This window comes from Nitrospira sp. ND1 (assembly GCF_900170025.1).
Lineage (GTDB): Bacteria > Nitrospirota > Nitrospiria > Nitrospirales > Nitrospiraceae > Nitrospira_A.
The window spans coordinates 3,209,697-3,228,602 of the sequence record NZ_FWEX01000006.1; the positions used below are offsets into that span (position 1 = coordinate 3,209,697).

The 18,906-nt window shown below is 58.8% G+C and carries 13 protein-coding genes; 5 read left to right on the forward strand and 8 right to left on the reverse strand.

All coding sequences use genetic code 11. The features are described from left to right. Position 1 precedes the first annotated feature (1 nt). The 3 genes from prcA (at position 2) to NSND_RS21935 (ending at position 3,212) form a co-directional block, all read left to right on the forward strand. Positions 2 to 685: a proteasome subunit alpha gene (gene prcA / locus NSND_RS19770; RefSeq protein WP_080880625.1), complete on the forward strand. Its 684-nt coding sequence runs from the start codon at positions 2 to 4 to the stop codon at positions 683 to 685. A 131-nt stretch (positions 686 to 816) separates the two neighbouring features. After that, entirely contained in the window at positions 817 to 2,193 is a 1,377-nt protein-coding gene (gene pafA / locus NSND_RS19775; RefSeq protein WP_080880626.1) for a Pup--protein ligase, read from the forward strand. 32 nt (positions 2,194 to 2,225) lie between these two features. Beyond that, positions 2,226 to 3,212, forward strand: coding sequence for a M23 family metallopeptidase (locus NSND_RS21935; protein WP_080880627.1), 987 nt, complete (start codon positions 2,226 to 2,228; stop codon positions 3,210 to 3,212). 71 nt (positions 3,213 to 3,283) lie between these two features. Here NSND_RS21935 and NSND_RS19785 read toward each other — a convergent pair whose 3' ends face one another. The 8 genes from NSND_RS19785 to galU all read right to left on the reverse strand — a co-directional run bounded on the left by NSND_RS19785 (position 3,284) and on the right by galU (position 15,647). Beyond that, on the reverse strand, positions 3,284 to 5,713 hold the full coding sequence (locus NSND_RS19785; RefSeq protein ID WP_080880628.1) for a response regulator: 2,430 nt from the start codon (positions 5,711 to 5,713) through the stop codon (positions 3,284 to 3,286). 3 nt (positions 5,714 to 5,716) lie between these two features. After that, entirely contained in the window at positions 5,717 to 6,157 is a 441-nt protein-coding gene (locus NSND_RS19790) for a response regulator (protein ID WP_080880629.1), read from the reverse strand. After that, complete coding sequence (locus NSND_RS19795; protein WP_080880630.1) at positions 6,154 to 8,907, reverse strand: PAS domain-containing sensor histidine kinase; 2,754 nt, start codon at positions 8,905 to 8,907, stop codon at positions 6,154 to 6,156. Before NSND_RS19795 ends, NSND_RS19790 begins: the two co-directional genes overlap by 4 nt. Before the next feature lie 219 nt (positions 8,908 to 9,126). Beyond that, positions 9,127 to 10,548: an HD domain-containing protein gene (locus NSND_RS19800; protein WP_080880631.1), complete on the reverse strand. Its 1,422-nt coding sequence runs from the start codon at positions 10,546 to 10,548 to the stop codon at positions 9,127 to 9,129. Positions 10,549 to 10,569: 21 nt separating this feature from the next. Then, a complete protein-coding gene (locus tag NSND_RS19805; RefSeq protein ID WP_080880632.1) occupies positions 10,570 to 11,049 on the reverse strand; it encodes a DUF2062 domain-containing protein in 480 nt (159 codons plus the stop codon). Positions 11,050 to 11,072: 23 nt separating this feature from the next. Continuing rightward, positions 11,073 to 12,122, reverse strand: a complete 1,050-nt coding sequence (gene thiL / locus NSND_RS19810) for a thiamine-phosphate kinase (protein WP_080880633.1) — start codon at positions 12,120 to 12,122, stop codon at positions 11,073 to 11,075. A gap of 1 nt (position 12,123) precedes the next feature. Further along, positions 12,124 to 14,619, reverse strand: coding sequence for an endopeptidase La (gene lon / locus NSND_RS19815; protein WP_080880634.1), 2,496 nt, complete (start codon positions 14,617 to 14,619; stop codon positions 12,124 to 12,126). A gap of 86 nt (positions 14,620 to 14,705) precedes the next feature. Further along, entirely contained in the window at positions 14,706 to 15,647 is a 942-nt protein-coding gene (galU, locus tag NSND_RS19820) for a UTP--glucose-1-phosphate uridylyltransferase GalU (protein ID WP_080880635.1), read from the reverse strand. A 316-nt stretch (positions 15,648 to 15,963) separates the two neighbouring features. Here galU and bamA point away from each other — a divergent pair, with 316 nt between their 5' ends. Continuing rightward, entirely contained in the window at positions 15,964 to 18,288 is a 2,325-nt protein-coding gene (gene bamA, locus NSND_RS19825; protein ID WP_080880636.1) for an outer membrane protein assembly factor BamA, read from the forward strand. A 38-nt stretch (positions 18,289 to 18,326) separates the two neighbouring features. Then, on the forward strand, positions 18,327 to 18,902 hold the full coding sequence (locus NSND_RS19830) for an OmpH/Skp family outer membrane protein (protein ID WP_080880637.1): 576 nt from the start codon (positions 18,327 to 18,329) through the stop codon (positions 18,900 to 18,902). The last annotated feature ends 4 nt before the right edge of the window (positions 18,903 to 18,906 follow it).

Below are 18,906 nucleotides of genomic sequence, written 5' to 3' on the forward strand. Positions count from 1 at the left end.
GATGCCGTTGCCCTACTACGTCTCGCCTGAACAAATGATGCAGGATAAGGCGGAGTATGCCAAAAAAGGCATTGCCAAAGGACGCTCCATCATTGCGCTTGAATATATCGACGGCATCCTGCTCGCAGCGGACAATCCAAGCTCCTCATTGCATAAAGTGTCAGAGGTCTACGACCGGATCGCGTTTGCCGGAGCCGGAAAATATAGCGAGTTCGAGCATCTCCGGAAGGCCGGCATTCGCCATGCCGATCTGACAGGGTACATGTACAGCCGGGAAGATGTGAGCGCGCGGACTTTGTCCAATGCCTATTCGCAGAGTCTGGGGACGGCCTTCAGCACGGACGTCAAGCCGCTGGAAGTCGAAATCCTTGTCGTGCAGGTCGGTGTGAACGGTCAGGCGAATGAGATCTTCCGTATTTCATTCGACGGCAGCATCGTGGATGAAAAAAATCTCGCGGTGATCGGGGGACGGTCGGAAGCCGTTCAGCAATATTTGCGGGAACATGCGACACCGCAGCCACCCACGTTGAAGGATGGGCTCCGGCGTTGCCTTGCCGCCCTGGAGCAGGTCGCCACTCAAAAGATCCCTTCCGAAAATCTTGAAGTCGCCGTGCTGGACCGGAACCGCCTTGGGCGGAAGTTCAAACGGTTGAGCAGTGCCGACATCTCCCAGCTCTTCGCCTGACATCCCCTCCACGCAACTGCGTGCTTATCCGCTTTCCGGTCGGTGAGACGTTTTTCATTGCCGGGCATCTGTTGAAGCCTCACCCGCAGCGGTGTATCCTGAGAGAAGCGGATTCGAGGAAACGTCTCTCCATGCAGCAACGCATCTTCGGTTTAGAAAACGAGTACGGCCTGATTTTCTCTCCGAACGGGAAGATTTATCTTCCGATGGAGAAAGTGCTGGGCTACATCTTCGAAGGTCTCATTCCGAACAGCTGGCCGTCGAATGCATTCCTGGTCAACGGCGCGCGCTTTTATCAGGATACCGGCTGCCATCCGGAGTACTCCACGCCGGAGTGCGACAATATCCTCGATCTCGTCATCCACGATAAAGCGGGCGAGCGCTTGCTGGAAGCCTGTTTGCCGGCGGCTGAAGAGCGCCTGCGCGAAGAGGGGTTGTCCGGAGAAATTTATATTTTCAAGAACAACACCGATTCGCTCGGCAATACCTACGGGTGCCATGAAAATTATCTCATGCGCCGGGACGTGGATTTTTGGAAAGTCACCGAGCAGCTCATTCCGTTTTTTGTGACCCGGCAGATCTATTCCGGCGCCGGTAAGGTCCTGAAAGTCTCAGGTAAACCGCAGTACTTCATCTCGCAGCGCGCCCAGCATATTCACGAAAAGACCTCCTCCTCGACGACCTCGTCCCGGAGTATCATCAACACCCGCGACGAGCCCCACGCCGATGCGGAGAAGTATCGGCGGCTGCACATCATTGTGGGCGACTCCAATATGTCGGAGTATGCGACGTATCTGAAGGTCGGCACCGCCACGTTGGTGCTCTCGATGATCGAAGCCGGGTACTCGGTCAGCGGGATGGAACTCGAGGATCCTGTGAAAGCCATCCGTGAAATTTCCCGCGATCCGACCCTCAATAAGAAGGTCAAGCTGGATGACGGTCGGCAGATGACTGCCATCGAGATCCAGCGGGTCTACGTCAAGCGCGCGAAAGAGTTTCTGTCGGAGCAGGAACACGATCCGGTGCTGGACGACGTCTGGGAGAAGTGGGTGTCGGTGTTGGATCGTCTGGAAGAGGATCCGATGCAACTCGTGCACGAGGTCGATTGGGTGATGAAAAAGCATCTGATTCAGTCGTACACCGACAAGAAGGATTGCGGTTGGGATGACCCTCGGGTGTTCCTGTTGGATTTGCAATTTCATGACGTGAAACGCACGCGGGGGCTGTATTATCTGATGGAGAATCGAGGGATGGCCGTGCGGGTCGTGGAGGAGGAAGCGGTGCAACGGGCGATGTCCGTGCCGCCTCAGACCACGCGCGCAAAAGTCCGCGGCGACTTTATCCGGTTCGCGCGGGCCAAGAACCGGTCGTACACGGTCGACTGGACCTATTTGAAGTTGAACGGGTACTGGGAAGAGACCATTCTCTGTATGGATCCTTTCAGCGCGGTGAACCGGCGGGTCGAAGAATTGTTATCGCAGGTGTCCGGCGCGCGACTATATCGATGACAGCGGGGCACGGGCAGAGACGAGACAAGACCATGTCGTTCCTGGATCGTTTTCTCATCATTTCGGTCGTGCTGCTGACGAGTGTGTTTCCCGTCGAACTTTTTCCGAACACGGGGCCGGCGCCTCGCGGCGGGGACGGGCAATTCAGCGGCAAGCAGGGCCAGGTGATCCTCATCAACGTGCCGGACATCAAGGATGCGGCCAGCGTCAAAGGTCAGTTTCTTGGGCGTAAAGTGACGCTCTTTCCAGATCCTTCTGCCGGTGGCGGTGCCGGTTATGTCGGATTGCTGGGGATCGACCTACAGGATGAGCCGGGTGCGCATGAGCTCACGATCGATGCCCAACTGGGTGAGCAGACGCGCCATTTTTCCTATCAGGTGTTGGTGCTGAAGGAGAAGTTCGCCGTCGAGCATCTGAAGTTGCCGAAAGACAAAGTCGATCTCGACGAGAAAGCGGCTGCGCGCTGGAAGGCCGAGCAGGAGCAGGTTCGCAAGGCGTTGGCTGAAGAGTCTGCCATGCGGCTCTGGCAGGCCGGGTTCATCGAACCGGTCCATGGTAAGCGGACCGGGATTTTTGGCAGTGTCCGCATCATGAACGGTCAGGCCAGAAACCCGCACAACGGAGAAGATATCGGCGCGCCGATGGGCACCGACGTGATGGCCAGCAATGACGGTGTCGTCCGGCTCATTGTGGACCATATCTTTTCAGGCCGCGGCATCTTTGTGGACCATGGTCTCGGCCTGTACTCGATGTACTTTCACCTCTCCGACGTGCTGGTGAAAGAAGGTGATTTGATCAAGGCCGGGCAGATCATCGGCAAAGTCGGCGCCACCGGTCGCGCCACGGGTCCGCATCTCCATTGGGGCATGAAGGTCAACGGGGCGCGCGTGAATCCCTACGCTCTGCTCGAATTGCCCTTTCCCCAGAACCCCGCTGTTGCACGGCCTGTGTTGGCCTCCCCGACGCGTCCCGCACAGGGCGAATCAAGCGCCACCGCAGTCGGCGGTGATACGCGATAACGCGACTCGCTGCTGACCCGCCGTCCCATTCAGCCGGCGGATCAATTCTCAGGATCCGTGAGCCGTTTCCCTCAGGTCTGATTCGACAACGTTGGATCAAGCGCGGCGTTCACTGCCTTTATCAGCGAGTCGGGGGTATAGGGCTTGGGCAGAAATGTGGTCCGTGCATCAAGCTGTTCCAGCATCGATCCTTCGCGGTCTGAATAGCCGGAGGTGAGGATGATGTTGATCTCCGGTTGCAGCGTCCGGAGTTCGGCGGCGAGTTGTATCCCCCCCATGCCGGGCATCACCATATCGGTTATCAAGAGTGAGATTCTCCCTCCCCGCTGGCGAACCAGCTGGAGCGCTTCCTCGCCGGTTCGCGCGGCCAGTACCGAATGATGCTGTCCGACCAGCACCGTCCGTGCCAGGCCTCGAACCATGTCATTGTCTTCGACGAGGAGAATAGTTTTCGACTGTTCAATGATGCTCCTGGGTTGAGCCACAGGGCGCGGCGATTCGGAATCCTCGTCGATGCACGGCAGATAAATCGTAAATGTGGTGCCACGTCCGGGCTCGCTCTCAATCCCAACCGTCCCTCCGCTCTGCCGGACGATTCCATAGACCGTGGACAATCCGAGGCCGGTACCTTTGCCCAGCTCCTTCGTGGTGAAAAACGGCTCAAACACATGAGCGACCGTGTCGGCATCCATTCCGCATCCTGTATCCCGGACGGCGAGCGTGACGTACGGGCCCGGGGTGAGGGGATCAGGCCAGAGCGGATCGGAGTGAGTGATCGAGACCGATTTCGTCTCCAGGTCCAGGCGGCCTCCCTGCGGCATCGCATCGCGCGCGTTAACCACCAAATTCATCACGACCTGCTCGATTTGGCCGGGATCCGCCTTGATTCGTCCAAGTGCAGGATCCAAGGTGAGGGTGAGTTGAATGTCTTCCCCGATGACACGTTTCATGAGCTCGACAATGTCGGTCACGCGGTCATTCAGGTTGAGCGGTTGGCGTTCCACAATCTGGTGACGTGTGAAGGCCAACAACTGCCGGGTGAGGGCAGTGGCTTTATTGCCGGCTTCCCTGATTTGTGCCATCCCGCGCTGGGTCCGCGTGGTTTGTCCCGGCTCATCCGTCAAGAGCTCAGCCCAGCTATTGATAATCGTCAAAAGATTGTTGAAGTCGTGTGCAATTCCTCCGGCCATGCGTCCCAGGGCTTCCATTTTTTGCGCCTGACGAAGCTGGCGCTCGAGATCCTTTCGGTGAAGAAATTGAGTAATCATGGCCCCCAACTCGGAAGCCCGTTCCAATCGAGATGAGCTGGGCCGCAGCCGTTCGTAGGTGAGAAACTCCATGATCCCCAGGATCTCTTTTCCCGTGTGAATGGGGAACGCGATCCCTCCGTGGAGGTCGGCTTTTTGCGCAGCGTGAAGGATCGGGCAGTCGGCCTCGTTGAGAATATCCGGGCAGAGAGTGGCATCCCCTGTCTTCCAGACCTGGCCCGCCAAACCGGCTCCCTGCCGCAGGGCAAGGCCCCGATAGATCCGGGCGAAGTTCTCGGCAGGGAGGCTTGGTTGGTGCCACAGGGCATTGCAGCGCAAGGTCTTGTCTTGTGAGTGTATCAGCCACAGTGCGCCCAGCGTCCAGCCTTGGAGTTCGCACATGGTGCGAAGAATTTTTGGTACCGCTTCACCGAGAGAGGCGGATTCCTCAAGGGCGAGGCCGACCGCGAGTTGAACGGCATGCATCGTTTCAGCTTGCCGTCGTTCGGTGATATCGGCCTTGGCGCCGATCATGCGGTAGGGGCGGCCCTCGTGGTCACGGAGCACATACCCGTGATCGATGACATAGGCAAAGGTGCCGTCGGCTCGACGAAATCGATATTCGGCTGTCCACAGTTTCTGGTCGGACTGAAGCACTTGAGCGAGGTTGGTGAGAACCGCGGTCTGGTCCTCAGAATGAATCTGCTCGGCCCAGGGAATGTGGCCTCGCCGAAGCTTCTCAGGGGCGGAACCATATACCGATTGGTGCGCCTCGTTGAACCACGTTACGCCGGAGGTGATCTCCCAGTCCCAGATGCCGTCGCGGGTGGCGAGGCAGGTCAGATGAAACCGCTCCTCGCTCTTCCGTAAGGCTTGCTCGACGCGGTGCCGGCCCATGGCATAGCGAATGGCGCGTCGGAGTGCGTCCCCCGTCAGCCGGCCCTTCACGAGATAGTCCTGCGCGCCATGCAGGAGGGATTTCTCAGCCACCACGTCGTTATCCAGCCCTGTCAACACGATGACCGGCGCGTCATGTGCTTGAGCCCGTACCCGATCGAGCGTCTCCAGGCCTTGGCTGTCCGGCAGCGAAAGATCGACCAGGACGGCATCCACCGGGCATTCCGCCAGTTTTTTTATGCCCGTTTGGAGTCTGTCCGCCCAGTTGAGCGTGACAGCGTCCGTCGACCGTTCGCAGAGCGCCTGTTGGATCAGCTCGGCATCATCTTCGTTGTCCTCGATGAGCAACACATGCATGTGTCACCTCTTCAGCGTCGGGACTCGCGAGACCAGCGTCCAATAGAGTTCGAACTCTTTCACGACCGACAGGAACCGGCTGAAGGTGACAGGCTTTCGAATGTACGAGCAGGCGCCCTGTTCAAACGACCGCACGATATCCTCCTCGCGCTCACTGACGGTCAGCATGACGACCGGGAGCGGACGAAAGCGGGGGTCGGACTTAATTTCAATCAGCACCTCGAGTCCGGTTTTCTTCGGCATGTTGATATCGAGGAGCACCAGGCCGGGGAACGGACATTGGCTGAAAGGACCTTCACCCCGCAAATAGGCCAGCGCTTCTTCGCCGTCCCGTACGACGGCCACTCGATTAGCCATGTTCACGGTCTCGAAGGCTTCCCGGATCAGCAAGATGTCGTCTTCATTGTCTTCTGCGATAAGAATATCGAAGGGCCGCATGGTCATCGTTGCACCTTCCTCGGACTAGACTGGTTGACGCCGAATGTAATGAAAAATTCTGATCCGCCACCTTCGCGGGGCTCCACCCAGGCACGGCCACTGTGTCGTTCGGCCACCTGCCGAACGATGGCCAGTCCTGCGCCGGTCCCCTCTATCTCGCGTCCGACCGCCCGTCGGAAGAGTTCGAATATCCGATCGCGTTGCTCAGGAGCCACTCCCGGGCCACGGTCGCGCACGACCAGGCCGATGAGTTCGTTTCCTTCAAGATCCATCCCGGAATGTGGCGCAATCTCAATGTCAGGAGCTTGCCCGGCGGATGCAAACTTGAGCGCATTCGCGACCAGATTATAGATACCCTGGATGGCCCAGGTGGTATTGACCCGCAGGCGGGGAAGGGGGGAGCGAATCGTGATGCTGGCGTCGGTTTCTTTGATGCGCTTCTCCAGCCGATGTAGGACTTCGTGCACCAGCTGTTCCGCGTCGATGTCGTCGACGGGCGGATCCATGCGCTGCGCGCGGGAGAGATCCAGGATGTCCGTGAGCAGTTGATCGAGGCGTTGCGTGGCTCGAACGATGCGCCGCAGAAAATCCTGGCCCTTCTCATCGAGCCGGTTTACATACCGTTCCTGGATGAGGACAGAAAAACTTTCAATTGCCCGTAGCGGTTCCTTCAGATCGTGGGAAGTCACGTGCAGGAGCGTTTCAAGATCCTTATTCTTTTTGAGGATCATGATCTCGGACTGGCGCAGCTGAGTGATATCCCGGTTGGTTTCCAGGACGAGGCTCCGGCCGTTGGTCTTGAGCAATCCCCAGCGGCTGGCCACGAGCACGTCCCGCCCGTCTTTCGTGCGATGGTGAATCTCGCCGGTCCATTCTCCGGTCTGTTCCAATTCGGCCTGGATCGTGCCGAGGGGCGCGGGCAGCCGGCTCTGCAGCAGACGATTGCTGCTGTGCCCCAAGGCTTCCGATCGAGTATAGCCGTACAGCTGTTCGCACCCACGGTTCCACTCCACGATGCCCTGGTCGATCTCCCAGGCGAAAATCGGTTCGTAAGACAATTCGATGAGCCTGCGTTGCTGGGTCATCATCTCTTCGGTCTGCTTTCGCGCCGTGATGTCGTGAGCGATGGTGGAGACGGCGTTGACGAGACCGTTGGCATCCATGATGGGGGACACCGTTAAGGAGACCTGGATAGAACTGCCGCTTTTCCGGATCCGAATGGTTTCGTACTGTTGCACCCGTTTTCCTGTTTTGATCAGTTCTATCAGGGTGGTTTCTTCGAGTTGACGGTCCGGTGGAATGAGAAGGAAAATCGATTGGCCGATGATTTCCTCGCCGGAGTAGCCGAACATCAGCTCGGCGCTCTTGTTCCAGGTCAGAATGCGTCCGTCGAGCGATTTGCTGATGACGGCATCGGAAGAAGATTCGACAATGGCGGCGAGCCTGGCCTGCATGGACTCCGCCTGTTTTCGGTCATGGATCTCCGTGAAGGTCCCTAACCACCTGAGGAGGCAGCCGGCGTTGTCCCGAAGCGGTGACGCGTGCGCATGAAACCAGCGATAGGTGCCGTCCGCCCGTCGAAGACGAAACTCGCTGTCGAACGGCTGTGCACGTGCGATTGCCTCTTGCCACTGCTCGATCGCCATCCGGCGGTCTTCGGAATGCACTTGCCGAGTCCATCCGTGACCGAGCTGCCCCGCCGCCGGCATTCCCGTATAACTCATCCACTGCGGACTCAGATAGTCGCACTCTCCTTCGGGGAGGCAGGTCCAGATCGGTTGCGGGAGGCACTCCACCAACTCTCGAAATCGTCCCTCGCTGTCGGCCAGCGCGGTTTGGATGCGATTGCTCTGGGCCAGCTCCTGCGCCAATCGGTGGTTGGTCTGCTCAAGCGCGGCGGTACGTTCTTTGACGAGGATCTCAAGCGTCTGGTGACTCTGGCGAAGGGCCGCATCGGCTTTTCGGCGTTCCGTGATATCGACGAGGGTAGAGCGGCTGGCGATGAACCGACCGTCGGAATCCTTGAGGGCCGTGGCACTCAGCAGAATCGGCAGCAGCGTACCGTCTTTGCGACGGAGCTCGAACTCCAGGTCCCGCACGATTCCTCTCTCGAGGAAACCTGGGAACTGTTGATGAAACAGTTCGACAGACTCGGGGGTCAGAAGATCTTGGAAGCGCATGACTCCGATGACCTCGTCTTTTTGATAGCCCAGCCAGTCGAGTTCCGTCTGGTTGATGCCGACGAACATGCCTTGTGAGTTCAGTGAATGGTATCCGCAGGGCGCATGGTCGTAAAGGTCCTGTACGTCCTGCGCGTTTTTCAGGAGCAGGCTCTCTTTCAATTGCAGAGCCTTGTGTTCAGCAGCCAGGGCGGCCGTCCGAATTACGCGTTCGGTTGCCGCCCGGTACTGGACGATCAGATGGGCGATGACTGCAAACATGCCCAATCCGGCGGCGCGATTCAAGAGAGGCATCCATGAGGGCATGGTGGTCATGGGGCCGGACGGGACGAGACAAAGCAATGTGAGGATGGCGCACACTCCCGCCGTGAGGTAGGGAATCCATGTGACAGGAGCTTGGTAGGTGAGGATTAACGGGATGAGGTAGAGGATCCAGACAGGAACACCGAGCGGCGTCACCGCGTCGAGGAAGAAGATGATCCCGATTGAGACGGCAATGAGGCTAAGAATGGCCCCTCCACGAGGGAATAGATCACTCGTGCTTGACTCGGGCGCCTCGTTCTCGGCTATAGCCACATCGCTCCTTTACAGGAGTCCCGAATCTCATAAGGAGCCAGTATTACAAGAGGCTATCGCAATCGACGCTACTATGCACCTAATTACCTCATGCGAGTAGAGTCAATCCGACCTAGGCATTTACCTAGGTGCGGTATCTGCGTATAAGAAGACTGCCGGATTCTTGCGCGGCGGCCGTACAGGCACCGGCCGATAGTCTTGCCGGAAGCAGGATGGGACCTAGAAGTTCGTTTCCATGCTCAATGGGGTCTTATTCAGCACGGTCGCGGCGGCGCGGGAGAGGGCTGCGTCCTGATGGTGGTCGAGAGCGTAGATACGGAATTGCACGAGGCGGGTGGGGAGCAGATCCAAAAACTCTTCCAGCGGTTCAGTTGAGACACCTTTCGTGCCGGGATCGAAGACGAGCAGGGGGATGCCGCGCGTATCCTTGGGATCGGGGCGCGGATCGAGCGGGGCCATGTCCACGCGGAACGGCAACGCCTGCAATTTGGCCGGCAACGCCTTCTGAATCTGCTGCTGGAATTGCTGGTGGCTGGGGAAATCCATGCCTCGCTCGATGCCTTTTTCCTTGAGCACCGTGCTGTAGGCCATTTTCCACTTCACGTCGCGTCCCAGGATATGCGCCCATTCCTGATGCAAACGACGCAGGCTGCTTTGGCCGGCTTTCTTCCATCGCCTGACATCCTCCAACAACGACCAGTCGGTCAAGGTCAGGTATTCATCCATGTGCTTGGCTGGGTTGGACGGGAACAACAGCTTCATCGTGTCCCCGAAGATGTCGCGCAGATGAATGTCGATGGCGCGGGTGGTGCGGTGATAGTACACGTTCGAATACAGATACATTCTGGTGTTCAGAAACATCTGCAGGGCCGGCAGCCCGGTCTTATGAATGGTGAAGCCCTTGTCGGTGACGATGGTGTAGTGAATCAGACGGGTCAGGTCCACCGGCCCTACCGCGACACCGCACATGTACGCATCGCGCAAGACGTAATCAAGGTTGTCGGCTGTGTAGCTGCCTGAAATCACTGGCTGGAGCATGTTGATCCAGCGCGGAATGCGGGAGTTATCCTTGCCTTTCTCCTTCAGGATCACATGCGCAATGTGATCCGGATTCAGCTCTTCTCCGCGATCGAACGGGCCCGACGGACTCCGGCGGATTTTCTTGATGAGGGGGCCCAGGTGCTCGCGCACGATGATCTGACCGAGCTTTTCATGCGAGAGACCGAAACCATGCAAAAAGTTATCGTCGAAGAAATGGCAGAACGGACCATGTCCGATGTCATGCACGAGAGCCGTGATGCGTAGAAACTCCTCGACCAAAGCCGCCGAGGGAACGTCGGGCACCGCCTTCTTCAAGAAGGGGTAGAGATGGCGCGCAAAACGGCCCGCTACATGCATGGTGCCGAGCGAGTGCACGAATCGCGTATGTTCCGCTGAGGGGTAGACCCAGCGCGCGCTTTGGAGTTGATAGATGTAGCGCAGTCGCTGCACCCATGGAGAATCGATCAGATCTTTTTCCGTGCGTTCCGAGGGATCCGGCGTCGCGTACGGCACCGTAAACGACACGTATTCGTGGATGGGATCGGCGATGAGGGCTGATCCGTCATAGGGAGCGGGGGGATGTGCGGTTGGTAGTTTCATGCGGTCGGCGGATGCATGATCTTAGCGCAGACCCGATGAAGGGGGCAACGGTTGATGCCCGTCCGTCGGGTTTGCTCTCCGGTACTTGGAGAGCAAGAGATAGGCGAGCGGATAGGCTAACAGGCCGCCTGCGATACTCAGGACCATCCCGCCGACGAAGAACGGCCAGGCGTAGGGCATGACCTGATGATAAATCCCCATGAAGGACAGGTCGCTCCAGTCGAAGGACGGAAAGTCATGCACTCCCAATAGGGTGGCGCCGGTCCAATAGGTGCCTCCGAGGATGGGGATCAGCGTCCAGGGATTGTTGAGGAATGCGCCGGCCAACAGCGCCACCACGTTCAGCCCGAAGGCCCAGGCGCAGAACCCCACCATGACCATATGAAGACCATAGGCCGGAGAAAAGCCGATGAAGCTGCCGATGGCAAAGGCCAGCGCCGTCCGATGCGGTGTTTCATCGAGATGGAGCACTTGGCGAAACAACGATCGTACGTCTGCCATCGATGTTCTTGTCCCGGATATCGCTAAGAGGGCCGCAGAAAATGTTCGTAACTGGTGAGCGGCAGCGGTTGCGCGGTTCCTGCTGCGGTTCGCAAGCGCAGACCGAGCCGCTTGGGAGTGATCGAGCCGATACAGGTGAAGCAAAAGCCGGTCTTCTCCGCCAGCCGTTCGAATTGCTCTTGCTTGCGGCGCGGAACGGTGAACAGGAGCTCGTAGTCCTCGCCGCCCTGTAACCCGATCTGCTGCGGATCACGGCCATGCGCCAGGGCGTAGGCCAAACAGGCCGGAGAAATCGGGAGTGAGCCGGCGAGCACGTCCGCTCCGACGCCGCTCTCTTCGCAGAGGTGTCGGAGGTCACCGGTCAGACCATCGGACAAATCGATCGCCGCACCGGCGAGTCCATGTTTCACCAGCCATTGGCCTTCTGCAATGCGGGCGGACGGCCGGTGGTGACGCGCGAGCAGAAAGCGGGTGTGTGTGGGACGCAGTTTCTCCGCTCCGGCGCGGGCCGTGGCCGTCAGGAGGTCCAGCCCTGCGCGGGAGTCGCCGAGTGTGCCGGTGACGTACAGCCGTTCGCCGACGCGGGCGCCGCTGCGCAGGAGAGCGCGTCGAGGTTGTACGGTTCCGGTGAGCGTGATGCTGAGAAACAGGCCGTACCTGGAGGCGGACGTGTCTCCGCCGACGAGGCAGACCCGATAGGGATCGGCGGCCTGCATCATGCCGCGATAGAGTCGTTGAATCTGTTCCGTCGAGCAGGTCGGCGGAATTGCAATGGCCACGAGCATGAATCGGGGGGTGCCGCCCATGGCGGCGATATCGCTCAAGTTGGCGATGGCCGCCCGGTATCCGATGTCTTCATAGGAGGAGGTGGCAGGGTTGAAGTGCACACCCTCAGCCAGGAGGTCCGTGGTGATGAGAGTCCATTCGTCGGACGAGGTCTTGAGGATGGCCGTGTCATCGCCGATTCCCTTGAACACCTGCCGGTCTGGTCGGGCGGCCTGCGCTTGCAGCAGCCGGATCAGGCCGAACTCGCTACCGACAGAACTGGTCCGGCGGGATCGGCCTGACGGCATATTAGAGAATCAACGATGGCGAAGCCGTCGGAAGGCGGAGGCTTTTCCGGGGCGAGCCGGTTGTTCGCTTGGATGTGGTCGCGCGCGCCGATTTCTTGACCGGAGTCTTCGGGGCCGATGCGCGCGGTTTGCGGGACGATGATCGCCGCAGGGCCGCCTTGATGACATCGTCGACCGTATCGACAAAGATCAACTCGATGCCCTTGAGGATATGTTTAGGAATTTCCTCCAGGTCCTTCTTGTTGCGCTTCGGAAGGACGACGGTCGCGAGTTTCGCCCGTTTGGCCGCGAGGATTTTTTCCTTCAAGCCTCCGATCGGCAAGACGCGCCCGCGCAGGGTGATTTCTCCGGTCATCGCGAGATCGCGCCGTACGGGGATCTGGGCCAGCGCCGAAGCGATGGCCGTGGCCATGGTGATGCCGGCAGACGGTCCGTCTTTCGGTGTGGCGCCGGCAGGCACGTGAATGTGAATGTCGTTCTTGGCGAAGATGTCGGGGCTGATGCCCAGGGTCTTCTCGCGCGAGCGGACATAGCTCAGGGCGGCCTGCGCGGATTCTTTCATGACGTCGCCGAGATGCCCGGTGAGGGTGAGTTGCCCCTTGCCCTTCATGACGGTCGCTTCGATATACAGCACGTCGCCGCCGCTTTCCGTCCAGGCAAGGCCTGTGGCGACGCCGATTTCGTCTTTTTCAAGCTCCGCCTCGGGAACGAACTTCGCCACACCCAGAAACTTGTTCAAATTGGTCTGGTCGATGGTGTGACACTCGGATTTGCCCTCGGCCACCTTCTTGGCCACTTTCCGCATGAGGTTGGCGATTTCCCGTTCGAGGTTCCGGACTCCGGCCTCGCGCGTGTAGTGCGAGATGACGTGGCGGATGGTCGCCTCGTTCACGCGGATATGTTTTTCGGTAATGCCGTGCTCGTTCATCTGTCTGGGAATTAAGTACTTCTGCGCGATCCCGAGTTTCTCTTCTTCCGTATATCCCGGGATGTCGATGACTTCCATGCGATCCCGTAACGCGGGCAGAATCGGATCCATGAGGTTGGCCGTCGTGACGAACATGACTTCGGTCAGGTCGAAGGGCACCCCGAGATAGTGATCGGTGAAGGTGCTGTTTTGTTCGGGATCCAGCACTTCCAGCAGCGCGGCCGAAGGATCGCCGCGGAAATCCATGCCGACTTTGTCGACCTCGTCGAGCATGAACACGGGATTGTTCGTGCCGGCTTGTTTCATGCCCTGGATAATACGTCCCGGCAGTGCGCCGACGTAGGTCCTGCGATGGCCGCGGATTTCGGCCTCGTCGCGGACTCCGCCCAGACTGATCCGGACGAACTCGCGGCCGAGCGCGCGGGCGATGGATTTGCCGAGCGAGGTTTTGCCGACGCCGGGCGGTCCCACGAAACAGAGGATGGGCCCCTTCATTTTCTCTTTGAGCTTGCGCACGGCGAGGTATTCGACGATGCGTTCTTTCACCTTTTCCAAGTCGTAGTGGTCCTCGTTCAGGACCTTCATCGCGGCTTTCAGGTCGAGATTGTCTTTCGATTTTTTATTCCACGGGAGCTCGACCATCCATTCCAGATAGGTCCGGACCGTGGCTGACTCCGCCGTGTCCGGATGCATTTTTTCGAGCCGCTTGAGCTGCTTCTCGGTTTCCTTGAGCACCTTCTCGGGCATCTTGGCGTCTTTGATGCGCTTGCGGAATTCCGCCACTTCCTCCGCCCGTTCGTCCAACTCGCCGAGTTCTTTCTGGATGGCTTTCAACTGCTCGCGCAGAAAGTATTCGCGCTGGGTCTTGTCCATCTCCCCTTTGGCTTGCGCCTGGATCTTCTGCTGCATGGAGAGGACATCGATTTCCTTGGAGAGAATTTCGCTGATCTGGCGCAGCCGCTGAATCGGGTCCACGATCTCCAGGACGGCCTGCGTGATGTCGACCTTCAGTCCGAGATTGGAGGCCACCATGTCGGCGAGCCGGCCGGGGTCTTCCAGATTTTCGATGACCACCATCACGTCGGGAATCAGCACCTTGCCGAGGCTGACGATCTTCTCGATCTGCTCCTTGACCGTGCGCATGACGGCCTCGGTCTCCAGTGTGGATCCGGCCTGCTTCGTCTCGACGAGTTTCTCGATGCGAACCGAATAATAGGGGTCGTTCTGGATGTATTCTTCGATCCGTCCCTTGGCGAGTCCCTGGACTAAAATCTTGATCCGCTCGTCGGGTAGCTTGAGCATCCGCATGATGATGCCCACGGTGCCGACGGCGTGAATGTCGTCCGGTTGCGGGTTTTCCACATCCAGGGATTTCTGGGTGGCGAGGAACAACATGCGGTTGCCCGCGAGCGCGGCTTCGATCGCCTTGATCGACATCTCGCGTCCGACAAACAGCGGGAGCACCATGTAAGGAAACACGACGATATCTCGGACAGGCAGCAGGGGCAGCTGGTCCGGCGGTTCGAGGTTCTGGTTGCTTGAGAAGTCTTGTTCTACTGCTTCAGCCATGAGGCTCCAGTCTGCTGCTGTAGGGTCTCAGTGATGGTGACGTGCTGTGGCACGGTCTGGGTGACGGTAGTCCGTCATGCCCAAGGCTAGCTGGTGGTGCGTGTTCGACCTTGGCCGGATCGGCTTGGGCCGCGGCGACGCACGTCGGCGGCGGTCGGTCGGAGTCGTTGTTGTAGGAACTCGCCGAACGCAGGTCCCAAAGATGGGTTCTTGAGCGCCAATTCCACGGTGGCAATGAGGAATCCGAGTTTGTCGCCCGCATCGTGCCGCTGTCCCTCGATTTCGTGGGCGAACATCGGGGTGTGCTTGACGAGTTGCCGCAGGGCGTCGGTCAGCTGAATTTCTCCGTTCTTACCTGGAGGCGTCTTGCGGAGGATCGGGAAGATCTCCGGCGGCAAGACATACCGGCCGATGACGGCGAGATTCGACGGCGCATCGGCGGGCGCGGGTTTCTCGACCAGGTCATCGACCCGGTGCAGCCCCTTGCCCAGGCGTCGGGCGGAGATGATGCCGTATCGGCTCACCTCTTGGGGTGGAACTTCCTGTACGCCTAAGACGGCGCCTTTGCGTTGCTTGTAAATATGAATGAGTTGCGCGAGGCCGGGGACCGCCGCGTCGATGATTTCATCGCCCAAAATGACGGCGAACGGCTCATCGCCGATCAGGTGCTGGGCGCAGAGCACGGCGTGCCCGAGGCCCATGGCTTCCGGCTGGCGGACGTAACAGAAGTTCGCCAGATTCGAAATGTGCCGCATCTGGTTGAGCACCTGCCCCTTGCCGCTGCCCTTGAGATTTTCTTCCAGTTCCAGGGAGCGGTCGAAGTGGTCTTCGATCGCGCGCTTGCCGCGGCCCGTGATGACGATGATGTCTTCGATACCGGATGCGACGGCTTCCTCCACGACATACTGAATCAGCGGTTTGTCGACCAGCGGCAGCATCTCTTTGGGAGAGGCTTTGGTGGCGGGAAGGAAGCGAGTGCCCAGTCCGGCAGCGGGAATAATAGCTTTACGTACATCTGTTCTCGTCATAGGGGGATAGTATGTGATGGGGTAAGTGAAGTCAAGATTTCCTCCGGTCTTTTCGGCGCGGCGCGTGCGTCGTTGCGCGGGGAAACTCCTTTACATTGAAAAATGTGGTCAATATAATCCGAGAGTTTTTCTGCACATGTGCGGTGGTGCTGCAACGAAAGCGGCGCATCGGTGATGGTAACGAAAACAGTTCGTGAGTGCCTGCGCAAGGCCGGTCGGCCCGACGCACGAGACGCGACACGGAACGCGGTGGTTTCCTATCTCGAACTTCAGGACAACCAGTGCTTGCATTCCGAAGTGGTACGGAAGGATTGCGGTGACCAAGTCGGGAGGCAGGCGGTGGGTGCCGATTCTTATTCTCGCGCTGGTGGCGCTCTACGCGTTCGGTGTAGGGGCGCCTCTGTACGCCCAGGACGGCGTGCCGACAGTCACGTCGGTCACCATTCGTGGGCAGAAGCGCATTGAACTCCAGGCGATCGAGGGGCGTCTCACGCTCAAGGCCAACGATCGTTTTACGGCCGACGCGCTCCGCGAGCAGGTCAAGATCCTGTACGGCACCGGCTACTTCGAAGACGTACAGGTGGAGACAGAACCGGCCGCGGGAGGTGTGTCCGTCGGTTTTGTCGTTCGGGAGAAACCCTTCATCACGGAGATCGTGTTCGACGGCAACGAGGAATTGAGCGACGACAAGCTCAAGGAAAAGGTCACGATCAAGAGCCAGACGTTCCTCGACCAGCAGCAGGCCAAAGAGAGCGCGGAAAAAATCCGGCTCGCCTATCAAGAGGACGGCTACTACAACTGTCAGGTCATTCCCGTCATCCAGGCGGTGGATGAGGACCGGAAACGGTTGACCTACTTCATCAAGGAAGGCACCAAGGCCAAAGTCCTCCATATCAATTTCGAGGGCATGCGGGCGGTGACCAAGGAAGAAATCTTTAAGGTGACGGCGACCCGGGAATGGATTCCCTGGTATGGACTCATCACGCAGTTGAAGGTGCCGTCGCTGCTGTCCGATGCCGGCGTGCTGAAACGCGAGGAACTGGGCAACGATATCGAACGCATGCGGGAAGTCTATTTGAACAAGGGCTATCTGAACGTGCAGATCAGCCAGCCGACGCTGGAACTGAGCGAGGACAAGAAGTGGTTCGAAATCAACTATTCGATCGTTGAGGGCGAGCCGTTCATCGTGCAGGAGGTCGGGTTCCGCGGGAATACGGTGTTCGAGGATCATGAATTGCGCGAAGGGCTGAACATCAGACCGGGCGAAATTTTTCAGCGGGCCAAGATCCGGGGAGAAATCACCCGCATCACGGATCTGTACGGCGCGAAGGGGTATGTGTTCGCCGACGTCGTGCCCAACGTGACGCCCGACAACAATTCGCGCACGGCCACGATTCTCCTCAATGTAAAAGAGGGAGAAATGATGCGGATCCGCGAGATCCACGTCCACGGCAACGACAAGACCCGCGACAATGTGGTGCGCCGCGAGCTGCGGTTGGATGAGCAGGACGTGGTCGACACCCTGGCATTGAAACGCAGTTTCCAGCGATTGAACAATCTCAACTTTTTCGAGACCGTCGAAATTCTGCCGCAGCAGGTCGATGTGGACAAGGTCGACCTCAATGTGAAAGTGAAGGAGAAGCCCACCGGCCAGTTCAGCATCGGCGGCGGATTCAGCACATTGGATAAGCTGGTGGCGATCGCGGATATCACCGAAGGAAATCTCGGCGGGAACGGCTGGTTGGGTCGTATCCGCGGGCAATTGGGCCAGCAACGGTCGTTGGGATTGGTGACGTTCCGCAATCCCTATGTGAACGACTCGTACAATGCCCTGCAGCTGGATATTTATCGGTCGATGACCAACTACATTTCCTACTTCGAGTCGAAGTCGGGTGTCAGTGCGACGTGGAGCCGATGGTTGTCGGAGTATGTGAACGGGAGCATCAGTCTGTTCGGCGAGCAACTCAAATACAGCGACCCCGAAGCAGGGCTGTGCCCGGATTTCATTCCGCTCATTTGCCGCCAGCTCGGGACGCAATCGTCGACGGGTGTTCGTACCTCGATTTTTCGCGACACGCGCGACTATTACCTGGATCCGCGCACCGGCTGGCGCTTCAGTCTCGGGGTCGACTACGGAACGCCTGCGCTGGGCGGCAGCAATCACTTTTTCAAGTATTATGCGGACGTGATCAAGTATACGCCGCTGATCTACGATACGCGGTTCTCGGTGCACGTTCGGTACGGCTCGACGGAGGGGATCGGGGGCCGGCCCATTCCCCTCACCGAGCGGTTCTTCGTCGGCGGTATCAACACCATGCGCGGATTCGTGTTCGGGCGGGCGGGGCCTGTGACGCCGAACGGATCCCTCTTGGGTTCCGCGAAGGAACTCATTTTCAACAACGATTTTATCTTCACCATTTCGTCCGAAGCGAAGCTGAACGGCGTGTTCTTCTTCGATTACGGAAATGGATTCGACGACAACGAACCGGTCCAGTTCAACAAACTGCGGAGCGCAGCCGGGTTCGAAGCCAGGTGGATTTCTCCGTTCGGCCCCTTGCGGGCGGCCTACGGAATCAACCTGGATCCCAGGCCGACAGAGCGAATGGGTGTGTTCGAGTTTACGATCGGGTCGTTGTTCTAAGGCAGTCCGTGTCGGTGCGTGAGAAAGGAATCGCCGGAATGGGTGGACCAGTGGGCCGCAGTGGATCGAGGGGAGCCGGTCGGGCCGGGTTGTGCCTGGCGCTTGTGACCGTGGCGTTGGTTGTCGGCGGGTGCCGGTCCGGTCACTCGACGGTGCCGACTTCGACACGTATCGGTGTGGTCGACCCCCAGCGTGTGTTGAGCGACACCAATGCCGGGAGGAAGGCAAAGGACATGCTGGCGTCTTTTGCCAAGAACCGGCAGGCCTTGATCGAGTTGGAGGAAAAAGAGTTGCGGCGGATGGAAGAAGACTTCATGAAGCAGGGCAGCGTGTTGAGCGCCAACGCCAAGCGCGAGCGGGAGGAACAATTCCGTCGTCGCATGTCGGAGTATCAGCAGAAGGTCACCGACTTGAATCGTGAAGTGCAGGATAAGCAGAAAGAGGTGTTGGACGGATTCCGTGAAAAAATTGAAACCTTGTCGGGCCGAGTGGCCAAACGGTTGGAACTCCAGGCCGTGTTCGATCGCGGGCGCGGCGGACCCACTCTGTACTTCGACGAGGCGGTGGATGTGTCGTCGCAGGTGATCGAAGAATTCAATAAAACGTATCCATGATGAG

Excerpts from the sequence above, each read along its gene's own strand:
- prcA (WP_080880625.1), top strand. The coding sequence starts at position 2 with ATGCCGTTGCCCTACTACGTCTCGCCTGAACAAATGATGCAGGATAAG.
- pafA (WP_080880626.1), top strand. The coding sequence starts at position 817 with ATGCAGCAACGCATCTTCGGTTTAGAAAACGAGTACGGCCTGATTTTC.
- NSND_RS21935 (WP_080880627.1), top strand. The coding sequence starts at position 2,226 with ATGTCGTTCCTGGATCGTTTTCTCATCATTTCGGTCGTGCTGCTGACG.
- NSND_RS19785 (WP_080880628.1), bottom strand. The coding sequence starts at position 5,713 with ATGCATGTGTTGCTCATCGAGGACAACGAAGATGATGCCGAGCTGATC.
- NSND_RS19790 (WP_080880629.1), bottom strand. The coding sequence starts at position 6,157 with ATGACCATGCGGCCCTTCGATATTCTTATCGCAGAAGACAATGAAGAC.
- NSND_RS19800 (WP_080880631.1), bottom strand. The coding sequence starts at position 10,548 with ATGAAACTACCAACCGCACATCCCCCCGCTCCCTATGACGGATCAGCC.
- NSND_RS19805 (WP_080880632.1), bottom strand. The coding sequence starts at position 11,049 with ATGGCAGACGTACGATCGTTGTTTCGCCAAGTGCTCCATCTCGATGAA.
- thiL (WP_080880633.1), bottom strand. The coding sequence starts at position 12,122 with ATGCCGTCAGGCCGATCCCGCCGGACCAGTTCTGTCGGTAGCGAGTTC.
- lon (WP_080880634.1), bottom strand. The coding sequence starts at position 14,619 with ATGGCTGAAGCAGTAGAACAAGACTTCTCAAGCAACCAGAACCTCGAA.
- galU (WP_080880635.1), bottom strand. The coding sequence starts at position 15,647 with ATGACGAGAACAGATGTACGTAAAGCTATTATTCCCGCTGCCGGACTG.
- NSND_RS19830 (WP_080880637.1), top strand. The coding sequence starts at position 18,327 with ATGGGTGGACCAGTGGGCCGCAGTGGATCGAGGGGAGCCGGTCGGGCC.